General features: G+C 46.0%; 26 protein-coding genes. 25 read left to right on the top strand and 1 reads right to left on the bottom strand.

What is annotated here, in order from left to right; all coding sequences use genetic code 11:
• Window positions 1-97: 97 nt before the first annotated feature.
• From rimM to DESDE_RS15640, 18 genes are all read left to right on the top strand, one after another.
• On the top strand, window positions 98-610 hold the full coding sequence (rimM, locus tag DESDE_RS15725; RefSeq protein WP_014795014.1) for a ribosome maturation factor RimM: 513 nt from the start codon (window positions 98-100) through the stop codon (window positions 608-610).
• Complete coding sequence (gene trmD, locus DESDE_RS15720; protein WP_014795013.1) at window positions 607-1,437, top strand: tRNA (guanosine(37)-N1)-methyltransferase TrmD; 831 nt, start codon at window positions 607-609, stop codon at window positions 1,435-1,437. Before rimM ends, trmD begins: the two co-directional genes overlap by 4 nt.
• A gap of 12 nt (window positions 1,438-1,449) precedes the next feature.
• On the top strand, window positions 1,450-2,007 hold the full coding sequence (locus DESDE_RS15715) for an RNA methyltransferase (protein WP_014795012.1): 558 nt from the start codon (window positions 1,450-1,452) through the stop codon (window positions 2,005-2,007).
• 511 nt (window positions 2,008-2,518) lie between these two features.
• Entirely contained in the window at window positions 2,519-2,860 is a 342-nt protein-coding gene (gene rplS / locus DESDE_RS15710; protein ID WP_014795011.1) for a 50S ribosomal protein L19, read from the top strand.
• 153 nt (window positions 2,861-3,013) lie between these two features.
• Window positions 3,014-3,526, top strand: coding sequence for a signal peptidase I (gene lepB, locus DESDE_RS15705; RefSeq protein WP_014795010.1), 513 nt, complete (start codon window positions 3,014-3,016; stop codon window positions 3,524-3,526).
• A 23-nt stretch (window positions 3,527-3,549) separates the two neighbouring features.
• A complete protein-coding gene (gene ylqF / locus DESDE_RS15700; RefSeq protein WP_014795009.1) occupies window positions 3,550-4,380 on the top strand; it encodes a ribosome biogenesis GTPase YlqF in 831 nt (276 codons plus the stop codon).
• A 56-nt stretch (window positions 4,381-4,436) separates the two neighbouring features.
• On the top strand, window positions 4,437-5,219 hold the full coding sequence (locus DESDE_RS15695) for a ribonuclease HII (RefSeq protein ID WP_014795008.1): 783 nt from the start codon (window positions 4,437-4,439) through the stop codon (window positions 5,217-5,219).
• 123 nt (window positions 5,220-5,342) lie between these two features.
• Entirely contained in the window at window positions 5,343-5,699 is a 357-nt protein-coding gene (locus DESDE_RS15690) for an NADH-quinone oxidoreductase subunit A (protein ID WP_014795007.1), read from the top strand.
• Complete coding sequence (locus DESDE_RS15685) at window positions 5,690-6,211, top strand: NADH-quinone oxidoreductase subunit B (RefSeq protein ID WP_014795006.1); 522 nt, start codon at window positions 5,690-5,692, stop codon at window positions 6,209-6,211. The genes DESDE_RS15690 and DESDE_RS15685 overlap by 10 nt, the downstream gene beginning before the upstream one ends.
• Window positions 6,201-6,692, top strand: coding sequence for an NADH-quinone oxidoreductase subunit C (locus tag DESDE_RS15680; RefSeq protein WP_014795005.1), 492 nt, complete (start codon window positions 6,201-6,203; stop codon window positions 6,690-6,692). Before DESDE_RS15685 ends, DESDE_RS15680 begins: the two co-directional genes overlap by 11 nt.
• Window positions 6,693-6,704: 12 nt before the next feature.
• A complete protein-coding gene (locus tag DESDE_RS15675; protein WP_014795004.1) occupies window positions 6,705-7,817 on the top strand; it encodes an NADH-quinone oxidoreductase subunit D in 1,113 nt (370 codons plus the stop codon).
• A gap of 24 nt (window positions 7,818-7,841) precedes the next feature.
• Complete coding sequence (gene nuoH / locus DESDE_RS15670; protein WP_014795003.1) at window positions 7,842-8,897, top strand: NADH-quinone oxidoreductase subunit NuoH; 1,056 nt, start codon at window positions 7,842-7,844, stop codon at window positions 8,895-8,897.
• Window positions 8,898-8,901: 4 nt separating this feature from the next.
• On the top strand, window positions 8,902-9,309 hold the full coding sequence (locus DESDE_RS15665) for a NuoI/complex I 23 kDa subunit family protein (protein ID WP_014795002.1): 408 nt from the start codon (window positions 8,902-8,904) through the stop codon (window positions 9,307-9,309).
• Window positions 9,306-9,818, top strand: a complete 513-nt coding sequence (locus DESDE_RS15660) for an NADH-quinone oxidoreductase subunit J family protein (RefSeq protein ID WP_014795001.1) — start codon at window positions 9,306-9,308, stop codon at window positions 9,816-9,818. Before DESDE_RS15665 ends, DESDE_RS15660 begins: the two co-directional genes overlap by 4 nt.
• Window positions 9,815-10,147 carry an NADH-quinone oxidoreductase subunit NuoK gene (gene nuoK, locus DESDE_RS15655; protein WP_014795000.1) on the top strand — a complete coding sequence of 111 codons (333 nt, stop codon included), beginning with the start codon at window positions 9,815-9,817 and terminating at the stop codon, window positions 10,145-10,147. The genes DESDE_RS15660 and nuoK overlap by 4 nt, the downstream gene beginning before the upstream one ends.
• 19 nt (window positions 10,148-10,166) lie before the next feature.
• Complete coding sequence (gene nuoL / locus DESDE_RS15650) at window positions 10,167-12,125, top strand: NADH-quinone oxidoreductase subunit L (protein ID WP_014794999.1); 1,959 nt, start codon at window positions 10,167-10,169, stop codon at window positions 12,123-12,125.
• The gene (locus tag DESDE_RS15645; protein WP_014794998.1) at window positions 12,125-13,684 is read left to right on the top strand and encodes a complex I subunit 4 family protein; all 1,560 of its coding nucleotides are present in this window, start codon (window positions 12,125-12,127) and stop codon (window positions 13,682-13,684) included. Before nuoL ends, DESDE_RS15645 begins: the two co-directional genes overlap by 1 nt.
• Window positions 13,684-15,174, top strand: a complete 1,491-nt coding sequence (locus tag DESDE_RS15640; protein WP_014794997.1) for an NADH-quinone oxidoreductase subunit N — start codon at window positions 13,684-13,686, stop codon at window positions 15,172-15,174. Before DESDE_RS15645 ends, DESDE_RS15640 begins: the two co-directional genes overlap by 1 nt.
• 45 nt (window positions 15,175-15,219) lie before the next feature.
• On the opposite strand, the gene DESDE_RS21305 is transcribed toward DESDE_RS15640, so the two are convergent.
• The gene (locus DESDE_RS21305) at window positions 15,220-15,390 is read right to left on the bottom strand and encodes a hypothetical protein (RefSeq protein WP_242831264.1); all 171 of its coding nucleotides are present in this window, start codon (window positions 15,388-15,390) and stop codon (window positions 15,220-15,222) included.
• Window positions 15,391-15,893: 503 nt separating this feature from the next.
• Here DESDE_RS21305 and DESDE_RS15635 point away from each other — a divergent pair.
• The 7 genes from DESDE_RS15635 (at window position 15,894) to DESDE_RS15605 (ending at window position 24,459) form a co-directional block, all read left to right on the top strand.
• Window positions 15,894-16,259 (top strand): YraN family protein, encoded by a 366-nt coding sequence (locus DESDE_RS15635; protein WP_014794996.1) that lies wholly within the window; start codon window positions 15,894-15,896, stop codon window positions 16,257-16,259.
• 211 nt (window positions 16,260-16,470) lie between these two features.
• A complete protein-coding gene (locus tag DESDE_RS15630; RefSeq protein WP_014794995.1) occupies window positions 16,471-17,163 on the top strand; it encodes a response regulator transcription factor in 693 nt (230 codons plus the stop codon).
• Between the two features lie 32 nt (window positions 17,164-17,195).
• Window positions 17,196-19,001, top strand: a complete 1,806-nt coding sequence (locus DESDE_RS15625; RefSeq protein ID WP_014794994.1) for an ATP-binding protein — start codon at window positions 17,196-17,198, stop codon at window positions 18,999-19,001.
• Between the two features lie 27 nt (window positions 19,002-19,028).
• Window positions 19,029-19,952, top strand: a complete 924-nt coding sequence (locus DESDE_RS15620; RefSeq protein ID WP_014794993.1) for a LysR family transcriptional regulator — start codon at window positions 19,029-19,031, stop codon at window positions 19,950-19,952.
• 15 nt (window positions 19,953-19,967) lie between these two features.
• Window positions 19,968-20,897, top strand: a complete 930-nt coding sequence (locus tag DESDE_RS15615) for a LysR family transcriptional regulator (protein WP_014794992.1) — start codon at window positions 19,968-19,970, stop codon at window positions 20,895-20,897.
• Window positions 20,898-21,164: 267 nt separating this feature from the next.
• On the top strand, window positions 21,165-22,541 hold the full coding sequence (locus DESDE_RS15610; RefSeq protein ID WP_014794991.1) for an MFS transporter: 1,377 nt from the start codon (window positions 21,165-21,167) through the stop codon (window positions 22,539-22,541).
• Window positions 22,542-22,572: 31 nt separating this feature from the next.
• The gene (locus DESDE_RS15605) at window positions 22,573-24,459 is read left to right on the top strand and encodes an aryl-sulfate sulfotransferase (RefSeq protein WP_041917287.1); all 1,887 of its coding nucleotides are present in this window, start codon (window positions 22,573-22,575) and stop codon (window positions 24,457-24,459) included.
• The last annotated feature ends 8 nt before the right edge of the window (window positions 24,460-24,467 follow it).

Raw genomic sequence — 24,467 nt, 5'->3', positions numbered from 1 at the left:
GCGCAGCTTATGGAGTGAACGCCGAAAGCAAAATCCTGGAGAATTTAGTTTTTGCGCTTTTTAAAGTACTTTCCTCAAAGAAGGAGTAATGTCTTTTATGGATGAGGTTTTAATCGGTGAAGTCATAAAGCCCCATGGGGTTCAAGGGGAAATCAAAGTGTATCCCATTACGGATAATCCCAAGCGGTTCAAGAAGCTTAAGGAAGTTATCCTGGTGCAGAATCAGGAGCGGCGTTGCTTGAAGGTTCTTAATGCCAAAGTCCATCAATCGGAAGTGTACCTGACTTTGGAAGGGGTTAATACCAGAGATGAGGCAGACGTCCTAAGAGGATGGGCGGTAAAAACGGACCGCGACCAGGTTCCCCCTCTTAAAGAAGGCTGGTATTACTTCGAACTGGAGGGTATGCAAGTCTATGAGGGAGAGGCTTTATTAGGGACCTTGACCCAGGTGATTCAAACGGGGGCTAATGATGTTTATCTTGTTAAGGGGGATAAAGGGGAGATCTGCGTGCCGGCTTTGAAGACGGTAGTGAAGCATGTGGATGTAGCCGGAAAGCGGATGGATGTAGAGCTGCCCTCCGGACTGATTGATGGTGACGAAATACGATGATGAAGTTTACCGTGTTAACCCTATTTCCGGAGATGTTTGCACCTGTTCATGAGAGTATTTTGAAACGCGCTCAAGCAGCACACCTCATTGACGTGAGTTTGATTAATTTTCGGGATTACGCTGCAAGTAAGCATAAGAATGTGGATGATGTTCCTTATGGTGGAGGAGCGGGGATGGTGCTCAAGCCGGAGCCTCTCTTTGCTGCTCTGCGGGATTTGCCGCCCTGCGACCGTCGACGGCGGGTTGTTTTGCTCTCTCCTCAAGGGGAAGTGTTTCAGCAGCAGAAGGCCAAAGAATGGAGCAGGTTGGATGAGCTGGTCTTTATTTGCGGTCACTATGAGGGATTTGACGAACGTATTCGCAGTCTTGCTGATGAAGAGGTTTCTTTGGGGGATTTCGTTCTGACGGGAGGAGAACTGGCAGCCATGGTGATGATGGATGCAGTGGCTCGTTTATTGCCCGGCGTGCTGGGGGAAAAGGCATCGGCTGAGGAAGATTCCCATAGCGAGGGGCTTTTGGAATACCCTCAGTATACTCGTCCCCCCTTGTTTGAGGGGATGGAGGTTCCAGACATTCTTTTATCCGGTCATCATCGGCGTATTGAGGATTGGCGAAGAAAGGAATCCCTGCGTCGTACTTTCTTAAAGCGCCCTGATTTGTTCGCCAAGGTAGAATTTCAAGCGGGAGATTTTAATTTATTAGAGGAACTGATTCATGAGCATCCCGAACTGGGGAAAGAACGTTCTCGCTGGGAACATTTAAGGCCCAAGCCCAAAAAACGCAGACAGAAGAAGTCTGAATTTAATGGGACTGAGAATGCAGAATAAGGAGGAACCATCATGGGCGATTTGTACGTCGCATTGCTTCATGCTCCAGTCTATAATAAAAACATGGAAACCATCGCGACCTCCATCACCAATTTGGATATTCATGACATCGCTCGCAGTGCCACTACATACGGAGTGAAGCGCTACTATATTGTCCATCCCGCTGAAGCTCAAAGAGCCTTAGCTCAGCGGATTATGGGGTATTGGCAGGAGGGCTTTGGTGCAGAATATAATCCCAATCGCCAGGAAGCCTTTGCCCGGGTTAAATTGGCTAGTGAACTTGCCGAGGTTGAAGAGGAGATTTTTAAGGAACAAGGGAGAAAGCCTTTGAAAATAGCCACGGATGCCCGGCGATATCCCAATACCTTAGGTTATGCTGCCGTACGGGATAAGATCGAGAATGGGGAGGAACCTTTGCTGTTGCTCTTCGGCACAGGCTGGGGGCTGCTCAGGGAAGTTATGGAGGATTGTGATATCATCCTTGAACCTATCTATGGGCCTGGTGAATGGAATCATCTTTCCGTTCGTTCAGCAGCAGCTATTATTCTCGATCGTTTAAGGGGACATTAAGGGAATTTTAAAAGCCCTCAAATAGTGATCTAATGACCTACTAGCGTAGCTTTACGCACAAAAGCGAACGGATTTCACTGTGTATAAGGCAGCTAAGGCTTCTGATTCGCTTCACTCACCATAAGCCAGCTTTCTTTAAGCGGAGGGGCGGTCCGGTCAACGAGGCTTTCTTAACGTAGCGCAGCCACGGTTCACATGCAGAAAACAGCGGGGTTTGGCGACGAAAGTGTCCAGTGGACAGTTTCGCTCAAGGCGGCACTCCTCAAAGAACACTTATCCGCCGCAGATGCTGTTAAGAGAGCAAGTTGGTCAGCCCCGGAGCTATGGAGTGAGTGTTGTGCGTAAAGCTACTCGACCCAAATAATATTTTGTGATTTTTAAAGTTGCATACAGCTTATTGTTTATGATACAATATCACGGTAAAACGGATGGTCCGCTCACTGTGAAAAGCATGGTGCTTAAACATCGGCTCAGTGTATGAACATCTATGCAAGGAAGGGGGGAATCAATAATGGATTTTATTCGCATGATTGAAGAAGAGCAAATGAAAAAAGATCTTCCTGCCTTCCGTCCTGGAGATACTGTACGTGTCCATGTAAAAGTTGTCGAGGGTTCTCGGGAACGTATCCAGGCTTTTGAAGGGGTTGTTATCAAGATGAAAGGCGGCGGTCTTCGTCGGTCTTTCACAGTGCGTCGGGTAACCTATGGTGTAGGAGTAGAGCGGTCTTTCCCGCTGCATTCTCCTCGAATTGACCGTATTGAGGTGGTACGCCGTGGTGTTGTACGCCGTGCCAAACTCTACTACCTACGTGGACTTTCAGGTAAAGCTGCGCGGATTCGCGACCGTCGCTAGCAATAAGATGGGCCGGAGCTATCCGGCCCTTTTATTTATAGATAGGGGAAGACATTAGTAAAAAAACCATTCGTTTTGTCTTAAAAACGCTGTATGCTCCTTAAAATTTCTGTTCATACTAGTGAAGAGTTTGAAATAGGGAGGAGAAAAACAGTGAGGAATAAGACAAAAATCGGATGGTTAATCTGGGTCATTGCAGCAGTCGTCATTTGTGCTGCTCTTTTACGTTTATTTGTACTTCAGCCCTATACTATTTCTTCAAATTCCATGGAGCCTACTTTGCTTCCAGGGGATAGAATTCTCGTGAATCGTTTTGCTTACCAATACGGAGCACCCGCTCGGGGAGATATTGTGGTTTTTGCCTATCCGAAAGATACCAGCCGTACTTTCGTCAAGCGGGTCATTGCAGTGGAGGGTGAGACCGTTGAGCTCAAAGGGAATCAAGTCTATGTCAACGGATCACTGATTCAGGAACCTTATCTGAAGCAAGGGGATCATTCACCCTTTGAACCCGAAACGATCCCTGCTGAAAATATCTTTGTTTTAGGCGACAACCGTCGGGAGAGCGGTGATTCAAGAGAATGGGGAGTTTTGCCGAAAAGTTATATCATAGGGAAAGCTTGGTTTGTTTATAGTCCGCTCCAAAGATTTAAGTTTTTTTGGTAGACGGTAGATAAGAAGGTGTTTCGTTGAGTATTCAGTGGTTTCCCGGCCATATGGCCAAAGCAAAGCGGTTGTTAGTGGAACAGCTGCGTTGGGTGGATGTGGTCATCGAATTGGGAGATGCCCGTTTGCCAGAAAGCAGCAGAAACCCTCTGCTGCAAGAGATGTTGGGGGATAAGCCTAAAATCGTTATACTGAACAAGGTGGATTTGGCTGATCCTTATTGGACGGAGATCTGGACACGTAAACTTCGTCAGTCCAGCCCGGTATTGGCAGTAAGCGCAACCGGCGGTGCCGGGGTGGGCAAAATTGTTCCTGAAGTCGAGCGGCTCATGGCCCATAAAATAGAGAAATGGACGGCCAAAGGAATTCGTGCCCGCAGTATCCGGGTGATGATCGCGGGAATACCCAATTGTGGAAAATCCTCTCTGGTGAATAATCTCATAGGAAGTGCAAAAGCTAAAACAGGGAATAAACCGGGAGTGACCCGGGGCAATCAATGGATTCGCATTCACGACAGGGTGGAATTGCTCGATACGCCGGGATTGCTTTGGCCGAAGTTCGAAGACCCAGAAGTGGGCAGAAAATTAGGTGCTGTAGGCGCTATCCGGGATGAGGTTTTAAATCTTGAGGAGCTGTCCCTTTGGGTATTGGAGCATTTAAAGGAGAATTATCCGGAGGCTTTAAAACGATACACTGAAGATGTCCAAGGTTTGGATCTGGAAGGGATTGGACGAAAGAGGGGCTGTTTGGTTAAAGGGGGACAGGTGGATACCCTGAAAGCGGCTCAGATTTTTATAAGGGAATTTCGGGCAGGATCTTTAGGGAAGTTTACTTTAGATCGTACGCCGAAATAATTGATGATACTATCCAAAAGAAATTTTTGAAGAGATTAGGAAAGAGGAAAAATACGTTGAAGGCAATATCTCGAATGAGTATTCGTGAAGTGAGTGAGGTTCTCAATACTGAACCTTCGGAGGAACTTCTTAAAGCCTGTGCTCAGGACTCACGTCAAGGTATACAGAATCTGATTGCTCGTTATTATAAGGAGTGGGAAGCTCGTCAAGTCGAAGAAGAACGCATCGAAGCGTTATTAATGGAAGAGAAACAGTTGTGGAGCAGCGGGTATTTACATATAGCCGGGATTGATGAAGCGGGGAGAGGTCCTCTGGCCGGCCCCGTCGTGGCAGCTACCTGCATTCTCCCTGCCAAATTTAATTTGCCCGGACTCAACGATTCCAAAAAGTTGACCGAGAGCAGACGGGAAAAACTGTTCCAACAGATAAAAGAGCAAGCTATCGGGTATGCTGTCGGCAGTGCGGAACCTGCCGAGATCGATGGATTGAATATACTTCAGGCCACCAAATTGGCCATGAAGAGAGCCGTGGAAAGTTTAAAAGTGCGTCCCCATTTTTTATTGATTGATGCCTTGGAATTACCAGGTTTCAAGATACCCCAAAAAGGCATCGTGGACGGAGATGCCTTAAGTGCCAGTATAGCGGCCGCATCCATTTTGGCAAAAGTCTCAAGGGATCACTTAATGAGTGAACTGGACAAGGTTTATCCTGAGTATGGATTTGCCAAAAACAAAGGCTATGGTACCAGAGAACATCTTATGGCTCTGCGCCGTTATGGAGTGAGTCCCATTCATCGAAGGAGCTTTGCGCCGGTTCAACAGCAACTGGATATCGTTTGAAAATACTTATAATTTGCATTCAAGATATTAGACATACATAAATGTTGACTATTCATAAACAAATATGGCACAATGAGTTTGGCTTATGGGAAATATATTTTTTATATGAAGGGGGGTAGGGAGATGTCAGATAACTTTGCTGCTGTGGGGATTGCTCTTGTGGTAGCAATTGCCATCAACTTAATTATGATGTTGATGCCAAAACTCTTAGCTCCAAAAAAACCGGTTCCTGAAAAGTTAACACCCTATGAAGGCGGTAACGTGACCATAGGAAGGACCTGGTTGGGTTTCAAAAGCAATTATTTTCTTTATGCTCTTGTTTTTACAGCTTTTGATGTAGAAACGGTATTCCTGTTTCCATGGGCGTTGTCGTTCCGACAACTTGGAACCTTCGCTTTTATTGAAATGTTCGTATTCATTGTCATTCTCTTAGTTGGTTTCTGGTATGCTTGGAAGGAAGGTGCATTAGAGTGGATGTAGCAAAAGAGAAAGAACTCCGCGAAGCCGAAGCTCTTATGGAAAAAAACATGCTGCTCACCAGTGTTGATAAAATTCTGAACTGGGGACGGGGGCATTCTTTTTGGCCGGTAACCTTCGGTTTAGCTTGCTGTGCTATCGAAATGATGGCTGCAGGTGGTCCGCGTGTTGACATCTCTCGTTTTGGGTATGAGGTCTTCCGGGCGTCACCTCGCCATGCCGATGTCATGATTGTCGCTGGAACATGTACTCGCAAAATGGCTCCTCTTCTGCGGATGATTTATGACCAGATGCCTGAACCGAAATGGGTTATTGCTATGGGCAGCTGTGCCGCTGCAGGTGGTCCTTTTGCGGATTCCTATTCCATGTTGACAGGTGTGGACAAAGTAGTCCCTGTCGATGTCTATATTCCTGGCTGCCCTCCACGGCCGGAGTCCTTAGTATATGGGTTGCTTCAACTTCAACATAAGGTGAATCACCCAGACAAGGTGAGGTTATTGAAACATGGGAAATAATGAAGTATTAAAAAAACGTGTGGATGATTTAGCATCCCGGGTCGGCGGAACCGTCGAAGAGATGCTCGATACTTTAGTGCTTACCGTTAAGGCACCTTATATTACGGAAACCTTAACGGCAGCAAAAAGCTTCGAAGAAGTGCCTTGTGACTTTCTCCACGACATTGGGGGAGTGGATAAGTTAGACCACTTCGAAGTGGTCTATCAATTAAACAGTTTGCGCGGACCACAAAAACTCAGAGTCAAAGCGATTGTAGATCGCGACAATCCAGTGATTGATTCAGTAACCCGACTTTGGGCAGGTGCCGATTTCATGGAGCGGGAAGCTTATGATATGTTTGGCATTCAATTCAAAGGGCATCCCAATCTGAAACGGATTTATATGTGGGATGACTTCGAAGGGTTTCCACTTCGCAAAGATTATGTCACAGAGCCTGCGGAAGTTCGAAATGTTATGCGCGTGCGCAGGGAAGATGATTAAGGGGGTAGAGCCATGTCTGATATATACAATGAAGGAACAGAAGAACTCCTTTTAAACATGGGCCCCCAACATCCGAGTATGCACGGCGTATTTCGTATGATTGTTCGTTTACAGGGGGAAACTGTTACCGGTATTGAACCTAAGATTGGTTATTTGCATCGCGGGTTGGAGAAGATCGCAGAAAGCCGTACCTATCCGCAATTTATTCCCTATACCGATCGTTTGGATTATCTGGCCTCACCTCATAATAATCTGGCCTATGTCCAAACTGTTGAAAAATTAATGGGCCTTGAGATTCCGGAGAGAGCGGAATACCTCAGGATTATTTTAGCCGAGTTGGCTCGTATCGCCAGCCACCAGGTATTCATCGCCAGTTCCGCCTTGGATATGGCAGGATGGACGGCTTGGGGATATCCTTTCCGGGATCGGGAGAGAATCCTTGATCTGTTTGAAATGATAGCAGGCAGTCGTTTGACTGTGAATTGCATGCGGATTGGCGGAGTCAGTTCAGAGCCTCCCGCAGAATTCTGGCCTGCTTTGGAATCCTTCCTGGATGATATGCCGGAAAAGATTGAGGAGTATTTTAACATTTATATGGGCAATGAAATTGCCCAGGCACGGATGAAAAAGATAGGTATTCTCACCAAGGAGGCTGCAGAGAATCTTTGCATCACGGGTCCGGCTTTACGGGCTTCCGGTGTCCAATATGATGTACGGAAGGCTGAGCCTTATGGGATTTATGATCGCTTTGATTTTGAAGTTCCGGTGCTTTACGGTTGCGATAACTATGATCGCAATCTGATCCGTTTCATGGAGATGAACGAAAGCCTTAAGATCATTCGCCAAGCAATCAGGGATATCCCTGAGGGTCCGATTATGGCTAAAGTGCCTAAAATTATTAAACCACCGGTCGGTGAAGTCTATCATCGCGTGGAAAATCCCAAAGGTGAACTCGGTTTCTATATCGTAAGTAATGGAACACCGAAACCTGAGCGGGTTAAGATTCGGGCCGGCGCCTTCGTCAACCTTCAATGTTTAAGTGAAATTGGTGTGGGCACCTATATTCAAGATCTTATCGCAAGCTTTGCATCCTTGGATGCAGTACTTGGTGAAGTGGATAAGTAATACTCTCAACGAGGGGAGAAGAAGATGGAAGCTATACGTGCTTTAAATGAGTTGCCACAAAATATTGCGGATGCCATCCGTGGTTTGTTTGCGGATCCGAATTCGATTTGGGCAGACTTAACCATGACCTTAATCGGGATGATACTTATCATCGTAGTGATCGTCATTTCAGCGCTTTTACTGATTGTTCTCGAACGTAAAATTGCTGGTTGGGGATCCCAGCGTCCCGGTCCAAACCGCTTAGGTCCACGTGGATGGTTTCAAACGATTGCCGATGCTCTGAAGTTGCTGGGTAAAGAAGATCTTGTGCCCGCAAACGCGGATCGGTTTATGTTTAAGATTGCTCCTATGTTTATATTTGGTATTCCCATTTTGACCTTGACCATTATTCCCTTTGGTTATGCCATGACCGTTATCGATCTGGAACTGGGTGTGTTTTTCTATCTGGGAATTACCTCGATATCCACTCTTGCCCTGTTAATGGCAGGATGGAGTTCCAACAATAAGTATTCATTGCTGGGTGGTATGCGTGCTGTTGCACAGATGATCAGTTACGAGATCCCCTTGATCTTCTCACTTCTTGGGGTTGTCATGCTGACTCAGACCTTTAATTTAACGAAAATCGTGGAAGCACAGGCGACATTGCCCTTTATTTTCTTACAGCCTTTAGCATTTATAATCTTTTTGATTTGCGGACAAGCGGAAGTCAACAGGGCGCCATTCGACCTTTTAGAAGCTGACCAGGAAATCATCGCCGGACCCTTTACGGAGTACACAGGATTGCGCTGGGGATTATTCTACCTTGGTGAGTACGCTAATCTTGTAGCTATGTGCGCATTAGCAACCACCGTATTCCTTGGTGGCTGGCAAGGGCCGGCAGTTTTACCGGGCTGGGCTTGGTTCTGGTTAAAAGTAGGTCTCTTGATCTTTGTCTCCATGTGGGTTCGTTGGACGTTCCCGCGGATTCGGATTGACCACTTAATGCATTTGGCCTGGAAGGTCTTGTTACCGCTCGCGCTTCTCAACATCTTGTTGACGGGTTTGGGGATTTACATCTATCAACTCGTGATTGGAGGGTGACAGAGTGTTAGGTAAAGGATTATTAACGGGAATGGGCATCGTACTCAAGAAGATGCTCGGACCAAACGTCACAGAGTTCTATCCTGAGGTCATGCCGGATCTTCCCAAGGCCGTTCGCAGCTCGATGGGACTGGAACCGGAAAAATGCATTTCCTGCACATTGTGTGCTTTGGCCTGTCCGAACAAGGTCATTACTTTAACCAGTGAAAAGGATGAAAACAATAAAAAAGTTCTTAAATCCTATCACATGGATGTGGGACGTTGTTTGTTCTGCGGCCTATGCACGGAAGCATGTCCGACGGATGCACTGACAGTGACCCAAGAGTTTGAGAACTCCGTCTTCTATCCCGAGGATTTATATTGGGACATGATTGAGCGTTCGAAGCGTAATCGGAAGGAGGGCAACGAATGAGTACTATGGCGACGATTGTATTTTTCATTTTCGCCATAATCGCCGTGGCTTCAGCATGGGGAGTTGTCACCTCGAAAAATATTGTACACAGTGCCTTTTTCTTGGCTCTTTCCTTTGCTGGAGTTGCCGTCCTGTATGTTCTCTTAAATGCTGAGTATCTTGCAGCAGTTCAACTTTTAGTTTATGCAGGAGCAATTTCGATTATGGTTATCTTTGCAGTCATGCTGACCTTAAGGGGCGATGTGGCTGTAAGCAGCCCTGTTACAAAAAAATGGACCCAAGGGGCTTTGGTGGGTTCCCTTGTCTTTATTGTTTTGGCCTTGGTTATTCTGACCAACAGTGATTGGCGAATTCTTGCCATGCCTGCACTTGCGGGAGGGACTACAGTGGAGCTCTCCAAGCTGCTCTTGACATGGTATATGGTACCTTTTGAAGCAGCTGCCATCCTTATTACAGTAGCATTGATTGGGGCAGTGATTATCGCGAAAGGAGGGCATGAAAGCAAATGAGTATAAGCGTTGGGCTTGGATCCTATCTTTTGGTTGGAGCGATGCTTTTTTGCCTGGGGCTCTACGGAGTTTTCGTGAAGCGAAACATCATTGCCATTCTCATGTCCGTTGAATTGATGCTTAACGCAGTGAATATTAACTTCATTGCTTTTAGTCGGTTTGCCCCCTGGGCTAGTCCCGGGACAAATCCCCTCATTGGACAGGTGGCCGCAATCTTTGTTATCGTTGTTGCTGCAGCGGAAATTGCCGTGGGATTGGCGTTGGTTATCGCCATTTACCGCAATCGCCGTACCACGAATGTGGATGAATTCAACTGGTTGAAGTGGTAGAGAGTCTATGGAGAGGTAGGTGTTCAAGGAAATGAATGATCTTTTTCAATGGGCATGGTTGATTCCCTTTTTGCCCTTCCTGTCGTTTCTACTCATCGCCTTAGTCACAAAGCGATCCAAAAGACTGTCCTCCACCATTTCTATTTTGGCGATTCTTACTTCGTTTGGATTGTCCATAGCTATCGGTCTTGGTGTAATTCAGTCTGGCTCGCAAGTCGTTGAAAACCCCGTGTTGACCACTGTGAACTGGCTCAGCATCGGCGGACTTCATATTGACTTTGGAACACTCATTGATCCTATGAGTGCGATGATGTTATTTGTAGTGACCTTGGTTGCATCCATGGTTCAGATTTACTCCATCGGATATATGCATGGAGACCCCGGTTTTTCACGTTATTATGCCTTTCAATCTTTATTCGCAGCTTCCATGCTGGGCATGGTTTTAGCAACAAACCTTTTGCAATTGTTTATCTTCTGGGAGCTCGTAGGACTATGCTCTTATCTGCTCATCGGATTCTGGTTCTTTAAGGTGTCCGCCCGGGAAGCGGCCAAGAAGGCCTTCATTACCACCCGTGTAGGGGACTTTGGCTTGCTCTTGGGAATTCTCTTCCTCTATAACCAATTCGGTACCTTGGATTTTTATGGTCCTGGTTCCTTATCCGTTCAAATGGCGACCAACTTCCAGGATTTTGCCCTGATCGGCGGAGTAAGTTATCTTACCATCATGGCAATTTTGGTCTTCATCGGGCCTGTTGGGAAATCCGGTCAGTTCCCCTTACACGTCTGGCTGCCTGATGCCATGGAAGGTCCTACACCCGTCAGCGCCTTGATCCACGCTGCAACCATGGTTGTAGCCGGGGTCTATTTGGTCGCACGGATGTTCTTCCTCTTTGATAACGCGTCTCCTTTTGCTCTGCAGCTGGTGGCAGGAATGGGTGCCTTTACGGCAATTTTTGCGGCCACCATTGCCATTGCGCAGGACGATATCAAACGGATCTTGGCTTATTCAACTTTAAGCCAATTGGGGTATATGATGTTCGCCCTTGGTGTCGGCTCCTTAACCGCCTCCATGTTCCACCTGATGACCCATGCCTTCTTTAAGGCCTTAATGTTCTTAGGAGCAGGTTCTGTCATTCATGCCCTGCATGAAAAGCAAAACATCTGGGATATGGGTGGACTTTGGAAGAAGATGCCGATTACAGGCACGACCTTCTTCATTGGGGTCTTGGCTATCGCCGGTATTCCGCCTTTTGCCGGATTCTTCTCCAAAGATGAAATTCTTGCCGCCGCATTGCATAATGGTCATCCTATCATCTTTGCAGTAGGCTTGTTTACCGCCTTCCTGACCGCCTTCTATATGAGCCGTCTCTTCTTTGTGGCCTTCATGGGTAAAGAGAAGCCGGAAAATCATCCTCACGAATCTCCTTGGGTGATGACCTTGCCTTTGATCATCCTGGCCTTCTTCAGCGTGGTCGGCGGATGGGTTGCCTTGCCTGAGCATAGTTTTGGTTTCTTCGTTCGTTACGGCGCGTTCCACCCTCATGCTATGGATTGGCTTGTTGCCTCTGTTTCCATTATCGCAGGAGTATTGGGGATCGGTTTGGCCTACATCACTTATGTGACCCGGGCTATTAAAGCTGAAAATGTGGTTGCCCGTTTCCCTGGTGTCTATAAGCTTCTTAAAAACAAGTACTATATCGACGAAATCTATCTCTGGTTCATTCATAAGGTTATGGATGGCGTTGTAGCCAAAGTACTTTATTGGTTTGACCTCTATATTATCGATGGTATTGTTAACGGGTTGGCAGCGGTTACCCGGGGTTCGGGCCGCGTCTTACGCCGGACCACCACTGGTCAGCTGCAAACCTATGCTTTGGTATTCTTCTTTGCTATAGTCGTAATCTATCTTGTCTTCGCCTTGGGAGAGGGACAGCTTTCGGCGCTTAATCCCGCAGCTATGCTAGGAGGTGTTAAGTAATGTCGACTTTGGCACTTCAGCCTGAAGTGGGCTCCTTTATTCTGCCATTCGCACTGTTAGCACCCATTCTGGCAGCACTGCTTATTGTGTTCCTGCCCAAAGAGGAAGGAAAGACGATTAAACTGGTGGCAGCTCTGGGTACCCTCACTTCATTGTTACTTTCTCTCTATGTATTCTTTGCCTATGACCGCTCCTTAGCAGGCATGCAGTTTAATCTCACGATTCCGCTGATTCCGGATATCGGTGTTAATCTGGCTTTCGGGGTGGACGGCATTAGTATTCCTATGCTCTTACTCACGAACCTCATCGGCTTTACTGCCGTGTATTCCTCTTGGAACATCGACAATCGTGTCAAAGAGTTCTTCGTTCTTCTCCTGATCCTGATTGCCGGGGTTATGGGAACCTTCATTGCCCGCGACCTGTTTATCTTCTTCCTTTTCTATGAAATCGTGGTTATTCCCATTTATATCATGGTTATCATCTGGGGAAGTACAAAACGGGTGACCAAAGAGTATGCAGGGATGAAGCTGACCATCTACCTGTTGATCGGATCCGCTTTATTGCTGGTGGCTATGGTTTCCCTTTGGGTCAATGCTACCAACCAGCTGGCCGCCCTGGGCCAGGGGCCGACCTTTATGTTCGATGAGCTGGCAAAGCTTCAGTATGACCAGACCTTCCAGATCATTTGCTTCGGTCTTTTAACGTTAGGCTTTGGTTCGCTGATTTCTATGTTCCCCTTCCATTCATGGTCTCCTGACGGTTATGCCGGCGCTCCTACAGCGGTCAGTATGATTCACGCCGGAGTCTTGAAGAAGATCGGGGGTTACGGTTTAATTCGCCTGGGACTTATGGTGTTCCCCTTGGGTGCAAAATTCTGGGCGCCGGTGATTGCCGTCTTAGCGGTGATTAACGTTCTCTATGCAGCCTTCATCGCTTTAGCACAGAAAGACCTCAAATATGTGGTCGGATATTCTTCCGTAAGCCATATGGGTTATGTTCTGATTGCCGTGGCGGCACTTAATATAACCAGTATCAATGGCGCAGTGGCCATGATGTTTGCGCACGGCGTGATGTCAGCCCTCTTCTTCTCCATGATCGGATTTATCTATGAGAAGACCCATACCCGCAATATTGCGGAACTGGGCGGGCTTGCCCATCAGATGCCACGCCTGGCCGTAGGTTTCTTACTGGCAGGTATGGCTGGCCTGGGATTGCCCGGCACAGTGAACTTTATCGGTGAATTTACGATCTTCATTGGAACGGTTAAGGTATTGCCGGTCCATGCGATAGTTGGTATCGCCGGGATTATCTTCACAGCGGTTTATTCCCTCCGACTTATTGCCAATGTCCTCTTCGGACCTCGCCGTAAGGAATGGGATCATCTGAAAGACCTGCGCGGTCCTGAGCTTGTTCCTTTGGTTGTTCTGGTCTTTGTCATCATCATCACTGGTGTGTTCCCGAACACCGTACTGCAATTGATTGACACCGGGGTCCAATCCTCAGGGTTAGCCAAGGTGCTTGAAGCTGTGACTCAGGCGAAGATGGGGGGGTTGTTCTAATGGTGAGTTTCGAATTATCTTTACTCTCAACGGAAATCATTATGGCAGTCCTTGGCCTTGGCTTATTCGCAGTAGGATTAATCCTTCCCCGCGGGTCAAGACAGGGAATGTTCCCTCTTACCTTATTCGCCCTCTTGGGAACCCTTGCTTATGCCGTCTATGATTTCTTCTATGGTGGAAATGCGGCGTTCCTGCAAGGAATGTATATGCATGACCAGTTTGCAAGCTTTTTTAAGATTCTTTTCGTCATTGCGGCATTCCTTGTGGTGCTCTCAACGAAAGACTATGTGGCTAAATTCCAGGCTCATCGTGGAGAGTTCTATCCCTTATTGCTCATAGCTACTTTGGGCATGATGCTCATGGCTGGAGCAGGGGATCTTATCACCATGTATGTAGGCTTAGAGATGATGACCATAACCTTCTATATTCTCGTAGCCTACCATCCTAATGATCCAAAATCCTCAGAAGCCGGTATTAAGTATTTAGTTCTTGGAGCCGCTTCCTCGGCAGTGCTTCTCTATGGTATCAGCCTTATCTATGGACTCACCGGCTCCACCCAGATGCACTCGGTGGCCATGACCTTGGGTGCGGAAGCGAATCCGGTGACCATTCTGGCTACCGTGATGATGCTGGCCGGTTTTGGCTTTAAGATTAGTTTGGTTCCTTTCCATATGTGGGCGCCGGATATTTATGAAGGGGCACCTGCTCCGATTACCGCCTTCTTAGCTACAGCTTCCAAAGCTGCCGGTTTCGCAGCCCTGATCAGATTCTATGTCTTAATGATGTACAATCACTCCATGGGTGAAGCTGGGCTCATTCTGCTTCTTGTTCTGGCTGCTTTAACCATGATCATCGGAAACTTGATGGCCTTCCCGCAAAAGAACATCCAACGTTTGATGGCTTATTCAGGGATTGCCCAAGCAGGTTATGTCATTGTTGGTGTTATCGCAGTCTCCATTGCCAGCTCGGCAGCCCAAGGGGGCGTCGATCCGGTCAGTGCTTTTCTGGACGGGATTAAAGGGGTATTGTTCTACCTGATGATTTATGTCTTTGCCAACTTAGGGGCCTTTGCGGTGATTACCCATGTGGCCCAATCTCAAGGCAGCACAGAGATTAAGGACTATGCAGGTTTAGCTAAACGCTCCCCGCTGTCCGCCGCAGTTCTCACCTTATCCGTTCTTTCTTTGGCTGGGATTCCTCCCTTGGCAGGATTTGTGGGTAAATTCTACCTCTTCTCGGCTGTCGTCAACCAAGGTCATGTCTGGATAGCGGTGATTGGTTTTGTGATGAGTATGATTTCCGTCTACTACTATTTATCGATTGTTAAGGTCATGTATCTAGGCGATGGGGAAGGATTACCTGAAGTACCGGTTCGTGGTGCTGCCAAATTTGGTATGGTATTCTCTATGATCATTACCATTGTCTTAGGTATTTATCCCACACCTCTGGCTCAAATGGCGATTACAGCCGCTACGAGCCTGGTAAAATAGGATAGTGTATGTCTTTAAGAGTCTCAGCTTATGCTGAGGCTCTTTTCATAAGCGGCTGCGATAAAAAGGAGTGGAAAGCCAGGTCTCCAGGATTTTGTTTACAGCGGTCGCTCCATAAGCTGCGCGGACAAAACTAACGCTCAAGCCCTCCGCTCCGTCGGGACACCGCCCAAATCGCTCCTGCTCAATGGGCGGTTGGAAACGTCCTGTTTCCAACCCGACTCCGCTGCGTGCTTTTCGCGAAGTTTTGTTTCCGCTCGCTTAAATCCGCTCCCTTTTGTAAATCAAAATCCTTGGGCTGTCTTTTGGGTCTGGGCTGCGAAGCGTCCCTATAAGACCTAAAAGAAAAGCTGAAAGAGACCCACAAGCGTAGCTTTATGCACAGGAGCAAACGGATTTCACTGTGTATAAGGCAGCTAAGGCTTCTGATTCGCTTCACTCACCATAAGCCAAGCTTTCTTTAAGCGTAGGGGCGGTCAGGTTAACGAGGCTTTCTTAACGTAGCGCAGCCACGGTTCACATCTGGTATTGCCCAAAGGTTTGGTGCAGCTGTTAAGAATGCGAGTTAATCAGCCCTGAAGCTATGGAGTGAGTGATGTGCGTAAAGCTACGCGACCCGGCTTTGCTGTACAACAGATTCTTGCTGGGACAAAGGGACTTAATATGTTAGAATACTAAAAAACTTAGAACACTAAGGAAATCAAAGGAGAGAGCTGTCGGTGAGCGAAAGTCGGCAAGCATTAGGAAAATATGGAGAGGAACTTGCTGTAAAGCATATTAAGCAGGCTGGACTTACTGTTCGGGAATGCAATTATCGCTGTCCTTTAGGGGAAATGGATATTATCGCTCAAGACGGGGAAACGATTGTTTTTATTGAAGTTCGGACTCGTTCCACCGGAAGACAGGGATGGGGGGAAGAGAGCATTACCTCTAAGAAGCGTGAGAGACTTTATCGTATTGCTACTCATTATTTAAACTATAGGAAGTATAAAGAGTGGCCTTCTTTACGCTTTGACATAATTGCCATACGTTCCCAAGACCGGGAAGGCAGTCAGCCGGATATTATCTGGATCCGTAGCATTTAAATAATATTGATAAATCCACATTCTGAAAAGAGTGGCCCTATATGCCCGCAAGCGTAGCTTTACGCACAGGAGACCACGCCCGAAGGTACGGATGTGGGGAAAGCTACACGACCCGAGCAAACGTATTACATTGGAATCAGATCTCTTATTTGTTATAAAGTAGAGGTATGATAAAATGCAGATATAAGACAATATTGGAGGGGAGACAGCTATGAATCCCATTTTAGTAATCGATGATGAAGAACGCATACGTCATTTGGTTCGCATGTATTTGGAACGGGAAGGCTATGAGGTGGATGAGGCGGGAAACGGACGGGAAGCTTTGGAAAAAATCCAGAAACGGGATTATGCCCTGCTTATCGTTGATTTAATGATGCCTGAGATAGATGGTTGGAAGGTATGCCGGGATGTAAGAGAGAAATCCGATATCCCTATCATCATGCTTACTGCCCGAGGGGAAGAGTTTGATCGAGTGCTGGGTTTTGAATTGGGCGCAGATGATTATCTGGTAAAGCCATTCAGTACCAAGGAGCTTGTGGCACGAGTAAAAGCCCTTTTAAGGCGTTCCCGGGGGAATACTGCCATAAGTTCTTCGGATTTAGTCTTTGGTTCCCTTAAGATTGAAAAGGAGAAACATCGGGTGTCTATTGAGGATGAACAAATTCCTTTTACCCCAAGGGAATTTGAACTTCTTTACTTTTTGGCGAAAAACCCCAGCCGGGTGTTTTCCAGAGAACAGCTTATGGAGACTGTATGGGGCTATGACTTCTACGGGGATGCCCGTACAGTGGATACACATGTGAAAAAAATCCGCGAAAAGCTGGCGGATCCTAAGGTAAGAAGTATGCTTGCTACGGTATGGGGAGTGGGCTATAAATTCGATCCTGAAGCAGTCAATGAATAGGTTAAGTCTTCACTTGAAAAGAGGAGAAAAAATTGAAGTTTGATCTTCGTCCACGAAGTATCAGTATAAAATTATGGGCTGCCATTACCGCTTTAATCCTAGTGGTATTAGGTGGATTAGGGATAACAATCACTTTGCTATTCGGTGATTTTTATTTCCAACAAACATTGGATACTTTGGGAAATGAAGTTAAGGAAATATCTCACTATCTCGGGGAGCAGCCTAACTGGTCTCAGCGCTTATTTGCCATTGATGAGATCCGTCTTTCCTCGGATACCCAGATGGTTGTCATTGACCGTTACAGTGAAATCATTGCCATCAAAGGTGGGAATGTAGCGGCAAGCTTCGGAACCAACGACCGTATCGGTTGGGGTGACGTTTCAGGGGAGATGAGCTGGCTTATCCGCTCTTTATACCCTTCGGATTTCTTATCCAGAACCGATATTGCCGAGGTCTTGGCGGGAAAGGTTATAACGATTAAGGCTATCCCCAGGAATCAGACGGGACAAGCAATGCTGATCGCTGCGGCCCCCATAGGTACCCCAAGTGAAGCCATTGTGGTGTTGGGGACATCGCCGGCCCCTGTTCAAGATAGTATCAATGCTTTTCGACGGATGACTTTATACGTATCTCTGGCAGCTGTGGTGTTGGCTACCCTGGTAAGCTTAGTTTTCGCAAGACAAGTGACGAGGCCCTTAGCTCTGATGCAAAAAGGGGCCAGCCAAATGGCTAACGGGGACTTTCAGCCCATCACCGGAGTGAGAAGCCGTGATGAGTTGGGTGAACTTGCCGATGTCTTAAACTCTATGGGAGAAAGCCTGAAGAACCATATGACTTGGCTATCCGAGGAGAGGAACCTCCTCCTGGGTATTGTAGAAGGGATCAGCGATGGCGTCATTATGCTGGATGCGGGAGGGGAGATTCTCTACACCAATGAACCTGCTAAAGCCCTTTGGCAAGGGTCGGGGCCGGACGAAGAGTCCCCGGAGCGGAAAGAAGCCCTTATGACTTTTTTACGGGAGTTCATGGAGGATGTTGAGATCGATAACAAGATCCATTTCAACTTGGATACCCAAGTGCTTCAAGTGGCTATGGCAACAACCCAATTTGAAGATGGAAAGCAAGGCTATGTTGCTGTACTGCGGGATATTACCGCATCCTTAAGGGCCGAAAAAGAGCGGCGGGATTTTATGGCCAGTGTCACTCATGAATTACGAACCCCCCTTCACTTGATTCAAGGATATTTAGAGGCTATTCAAGATGGAGTGATAGCCGAAGAGGAGCAAGCGGAAAACATTGATTTGGTGTTGGAAGAGGCTAAACGTTTAGCGAAATTAGTCATGGAACTCCAGGAGTTGGACCGCTTTGACAACTGGAAGAATTTTGAGAAGAAAGAAATTGACTTGGCTAGTTTTCTCCAAGAGTTGCACTATCGCTTTCAAGGACGGGCAGAAGAGTTAGGAATTCATTTAGAGATGGATAATGGTACAGGAGTCATCCATGCCAACCGAGATCGTTTGCTCCAAGTCTTTATCAATCTCATAGAAAATGCGTTCCGGCACACTCCTAAGGGGAAAAGTGTCAACATTAGAATCATTGACTATGATGAGCATATTCAGTTTAATGTAGAAGATCAAGGAGAGGGAATTCCCCCTCAAGCCCTTCCCCATATTTTTGATCGATTCTATAGGGTGGATAAATCCCGCTCGCGGAAAGAAGGAGGTATGGGCTTAGGCTTATCCATTGTTATGCTGATCGTTGAGGCCCATAATGGGGAGATTAAAGTTGAAAGCGAGGTCGGAAAAGGTACAACCTTCAAAGTGATACTTCCCAAATAAATGAACTTTATTGGAGGGATAGTTTCTGTGCGAATAGAACAACTCCAGCATATTATTGAAATTAATAATAAAAGGTCCATATCGGAAGCGGCGAAAACTTTCTTTATGGGCCAGCCTCAGCTTAGCCACTCCATGAAGAACCTGGAAGATGAGTTAGGATATAAGATATTTCGGCGCAATCGAGCAGGTTTAATTCCAACCTGTCAAGGGAAGGAAGTTGTCGGACTGGCTCGTGAAATAATTAATAATATGGAGGAACTTAAGTCTCTGGCAAGTGGCAAAGCCAACCTAACCGGAAATCTCAGTCTGACTCTTGCGCCGGGAGTTTTCAACTCATATGCCAGCTGTTTGATAACTGGTTTCAACGGAAAATACCCTAATATTAATCTAATGATTACAGAGGATATAGACACTGCAATCATTGAAAAGGTTGCCACGGGAACATGTCTAATGGGGGTCACGGTGTGGACCAGCAATTATGATGAGACCATGCGAAGGCTCCTTGATGGAAGTGATATAGCCTATGAAGAAATTATTCAGGATGACCTGAGCTTGATTGTCGGTAATCAGCATCCATTAGCAGATAAAGAGATCATAAGATTGTCCGATTTGGAAGGAATGACTTTTGTGGATTATTGCGGCAGATATCGTAATTTGCTACGAATTTGTGGGATCAATACGACTAAGAGTCAATTCCTGATTGTTTATAACCGAGAGGTCATGAAAATGATCATCGCAAAAAATCAGGGAATCGCTCTGTTTCCTCGTTTTTTCTTTTATAATGATTTGTTTTTTGAACAAGGGTTGTTGAACTATCGCACTATCGAGAAAGGAAAAGATGAAATCAAAATGAAAATGTATCTCATCTATTCCAGAACTAAACCTTTGTCGCATTCTGCGCGGCAATTAAAGAAGATGCTCACCGAAACAATTGTCGGCAACTATAGTTAAGGAGAAAATTCATCCATGCGTATAGAACAGCTTGACCAAATCATAAAGATTCACGAACATGGATCTCTATCCAAGGCTGCTAATTCACTGTTTATCAGCCAGCCCTCATTAAGCGTATCCGTCAGCCGGCTGGAAGAGGAACTGGGCCTGAAAATCTTTGAACGCAGTAATACAGGTGTGCTGCCTACAGAGCAGGGAGAAGTTGCCTTGGAATTGGCAAAAAATATTGTGGGATTAAGCGAAAAGATTAAAGAAATTATGGATGGAAGAAAGGTCCTAATCCGTAATCTTCAGATGGCTATACCGGGAGCCTTCGCTAATGCCATAGCCCCGGATCTACTGCTGAGGTTTCACGCTCTTTATCCTGAGGTTAATCTGCATATTCATGAGACACCCTATTATGAAATTGTGGAGCGCATGGATAAGGGAGCATACTCCATAGGCGTCATACCCTGCGGACAAGAGGGCAAAAAAGATTTACTCAAGCAGCTTAAAGACGTTGAAATTGAATGCGAGATTATCTCCGGCGGTCAGGCCAAATTATTGCTTTTCTTAAGCAGCAAGAACCCTTTGGCAGATAGAGAACGGATTAGCTTCTCTGATATTAAGTCGATGAAAATGATTTCATATAAAACAAACTATATTCAAACTTCGCGAAACTTAGGATATCCTTTCAATAAGCCAATTGTTGTTGAAGACATTGAGCTGCTTAAAAAGCTGATCGGTGCGGACTTCGGGTTTTCCATTTTTCCAGAGATTTTATCCTTCAACGATTTATATATGAGCAGTGGAATGATTAAAGCTATACCCATGCCGGAGTTAAGTGAGCAGTGGGATATTTTCATCTTATACTACCCTAACGAATCTTTATCATCTATCGAAAGAGAGTTGCTTGCTCTGGTCAAAGAGCTGATTCAGGATAACCTAATTAGTCAGATAGAATAGAGGTTGGAATTTAATATGGGTATGCAATATATGCACGAGTAAGTGCATATATTTTTTTTCACATACCTGGCATAACAAAACCTATATTATGCAAAGCCCTAGCAATATCCTACAATAAAGTCAGCCAATTGGTCCATCAGTTTTACTTATTTTTATGGCTCACAGAAAAGCCTTGAAGGAGGAATTGTGAAAGTACTGTCTTTCTTCTTTGCCCCCGAACCTATACTTTCAATTTTTAGGCTGACTATGTAAAGGATGTGGAAATGTATGAGTGTAGAATTTAACCAAGGTAAGGAAATTTCACTTACCGATGGGCCAAAAGTAAAGAAACCTAATAACTATTTCGATGGATTGGCTGTGTCCAAACAGCATCTGTTTTTATTTGTCATCATTGTTTTGTCATACTTTTTCGAGCAAATGGACAATAACAATTTTGCCTTTATTGCTCCTGCTCTTGTTGGTGGAGGGTTTTTCCAACAAAATCAAATCGCCACAATTACCTCAACTTATTTTCTGGGCATGACCCTTGGAGGATTCCTGGGAGGATTTATTTCTGATGCTATCGGCCGTCGCAAGACTTTTTTGTTAGCTATGCTGATCTTCTCTTCTATGTCTATCCTTAACGGCTTAACCAGCAACTTTTCCGTCTTCGTATTCGCCAGAGCAGCAACCGGATTCGGTATCTTCATGATGATGGTTACCTCAATTGCTTATATCGCGGAAATGGCTCCTGGAGAAAGCCGGGGTAAATGGCAAAGCTTGACCGCCGCCGGAGGGTTTATGGCTATGCCGGCCATCGGATTTATTTCCAGAGCGATTATTCCTACAAGTCCGGAAGCTTGGCGGATTATTTTCTATCTCGGTGGCTTAGGCTTTATAAGCTTCGTACTGGGTCTTAAATATCTTAAAGAATCTCCACGTTGGCTGGTAAGCAAAGGCAGAATCGCTGAAGCTGAGAAAATCGTCGAAGAACTCAGTGGCGTAGCAGTCGATTTAACAGAGGCTGCCAAGCATACTCCGCCAAAAGTAAGCTTTGTTGAACAGTTTTCAGGAATGTTCAAAGGGAAGTATCTAAAACGCACGCTTATTTTGTTGGGCTTTGGTATTCCTATCAATATTGCCAGCTTTGCCACATCTGTCTGGACACCAACCCTCCTCACCATGAAAGGGTTTACCCTCGAACAGAGCTTAACCATTGGTACTGCCTTTATGCTGGGTGGCCCGGTGGGACTGTTCCTCTCTTCACCCTTCTCAGATAAAGGCGGTCGGAAGATTCCTATAGCCGTAGGTGTTTTAGCAGGTGCTATCATGACCGTAATCTTTGCCGGCCTGGGCAATACCTATATGGTCGTTATGATTGTGGCATTTATGTTAAACGCTTTAGGTATGGGTACCGGATTTATCGCCATGGCGTATGTTCCTGAACATTTCCCGACCAAAATGCGCAATACCGCCGTGGGTATCGTCAATGCCTGCCAACGTCTCGGTGTATCGGCTTCTCAACTTTTTATTCCCCTCATCATGGCAGGATACGGCTTTAAAGGCTTATATCTTGGTATTGCTTCCTTAATGACATTCTCAGGCTTGTTCGTTCTTGCCTTAGGGGCACGTACGGGTGGAAAAGCACTAGAAGAAATTGACTAAAGTACGCAATTGCAATAAGGAGTGTTGAATGATGAATCCGATCAAAAGTGAACAAATTCCCCATATTATCCATAGGCAAAAGGATTTTGAAGAAGCTTTTTTAGCTGAATTCTCAGCGGGCCATTATACGCTGGCTAACCCACTGGTTGAACTCAATCCCTATGAGATTTGCCCCTTAACGGCCATGATATTATTTGAAACACCGGTATCCACTGAGGCCACGATTATCGTTCGTGGAAAAGAGCATCCTGGAGATATCCGGCATACATTTCCTGCTAATAAGAAGCATATTCTACCGATTTATGGGCTTTATGCAGATTACGAAAATAAGGTTGAAATCGTCCTGGCTAATGGACAGAGGAACACGGTAACCATCAAAACCGGGCCCCTTCATCCTGATGTTCCGGTAGCCACCTCGATTAAGACTACTTCTGAATACATGGGAAATAATCTGATGTTCCTGACGGCGGCTATGAAAGCTATGCCTGTAGGCTATGACTATGCAGGTGAGGTTCGCTGGTATGCTACGAGAAATTTCGCCTTTGACCTCAAGCGTATACCTAATGGCCATATTCTTATTGGAACTGAACGTTTGGTGAAAATGCCTTATTTCACCACAGGCCTTTATGAAATGGCCTTTAGCGGGAAAATATTCAAGGAATACCGTCTGCCCAGCGGATACCATCATGATCAATTCGTAATGGAGGATGGCAACATCCTGGTTCTCACCTTTGATTTTTACTCCGGTACGGTTGAGGATATGTGTGTGCTGCTGGATGCCGAAACAGGGGAAATTCTGAAATCCTGGGACTATAAAAAGGTCTTGCCACAGGATGTAGCCGGTTCCGGAAGTCAAGATGCTCACGACTGGTTTCACAATAATGCCGTTTGGTATGATAGGAAGACCAACAGCCTAAGTTTATCCGGTCGTCACCAAGACGCAGTGATCAATATTGATTATGAAACAGGGGAGTTAAACTGGATCATTGGGGACCCTGAAGGGTGGCCTCAGGACATGGTGGATCAATACTTCTTTACCCCGGTTGGGGAAGGGGAGTTCGACTGGCAGTATGAGCAGCATGCTTGTGTTGTTTTGCCCGATGGAGATATCATGCTTTTTGACAATGGTCACTTCAGAGCAAAAAACAAAGAAAACTACTTGCCCAACAGCCAGAATTTCAGCCGTGGTGTAAGATACCGTATTGATACTGAAAAGATGACCATAGAACAAGTATGGCAATATGGGAAAGAACGGGGCGCTGAATTTTTCTCACCTTACATTTGCAATGTTGAGTATTATGATGAAGGTCACTATCTGGTTCACTCCGGTGGTATTGGCTATGAAAACGGCGAAACCTGCGAAGGTATGGCGGTTATGAAGGTATTACAACCGGAGTTTAAGGATAATGTGTACACCTTTAATTCCATTACCTGTGAGCTCAAAGATGATGTGCTTATGTATGAATTACAAGTACCTGCTAATTGTTACCGGGCAGAAAAACTACCCCTCTACTATGCCTACGAAACTGCCGAATTAGGCGAGGGAAAAATACTCGGCAATTTAGTTGAGACCCAAGAGACAAAAATGAAGATTAAGGCAGTGGAGACAGGTGAGAGGGTGCCGGATCATTATGAAGCATCCATCACAGAAGAAGAGGATCGAATTCTCTTGAATGCTATCTTTGACGCAGGGGAACTGGCTCAGTTGCTCTTGGTGGATGGAGACGGCGGGGTAAAAAGATATCCTATCAGTACCGTACCTCAGGCATTTCAAGCCATGTGCGTAGGGACGTTCCAAAAAGCAGACCCTCGTAACATTGATGTTTATATCAATAAGACCGGATTATCCGGAAAGTATCAGGTTAAGCTCATTGCTGAAGAAAAGCTCTATGAGACCGGAGTTAGCATTACGGCTTAAGCATAATA

It is taken from the genome of Desulfitobacterium dehalogenans ATCC 51507 (genome assembly GCF_000243155.2).
Lineage (GTDB): Bacteria > Bacillota > Desulfitobacteriia > Desulfitobacteriales > Desulfitobacteriaceae > Desulfitobacterium > Desulfitobacterium dehalogenans.
The sequence above is the reverse complement of the archived record's forward strand: the minus strand, read 5'-3'. Positions and strand labels throughout refer to the sequence as shown.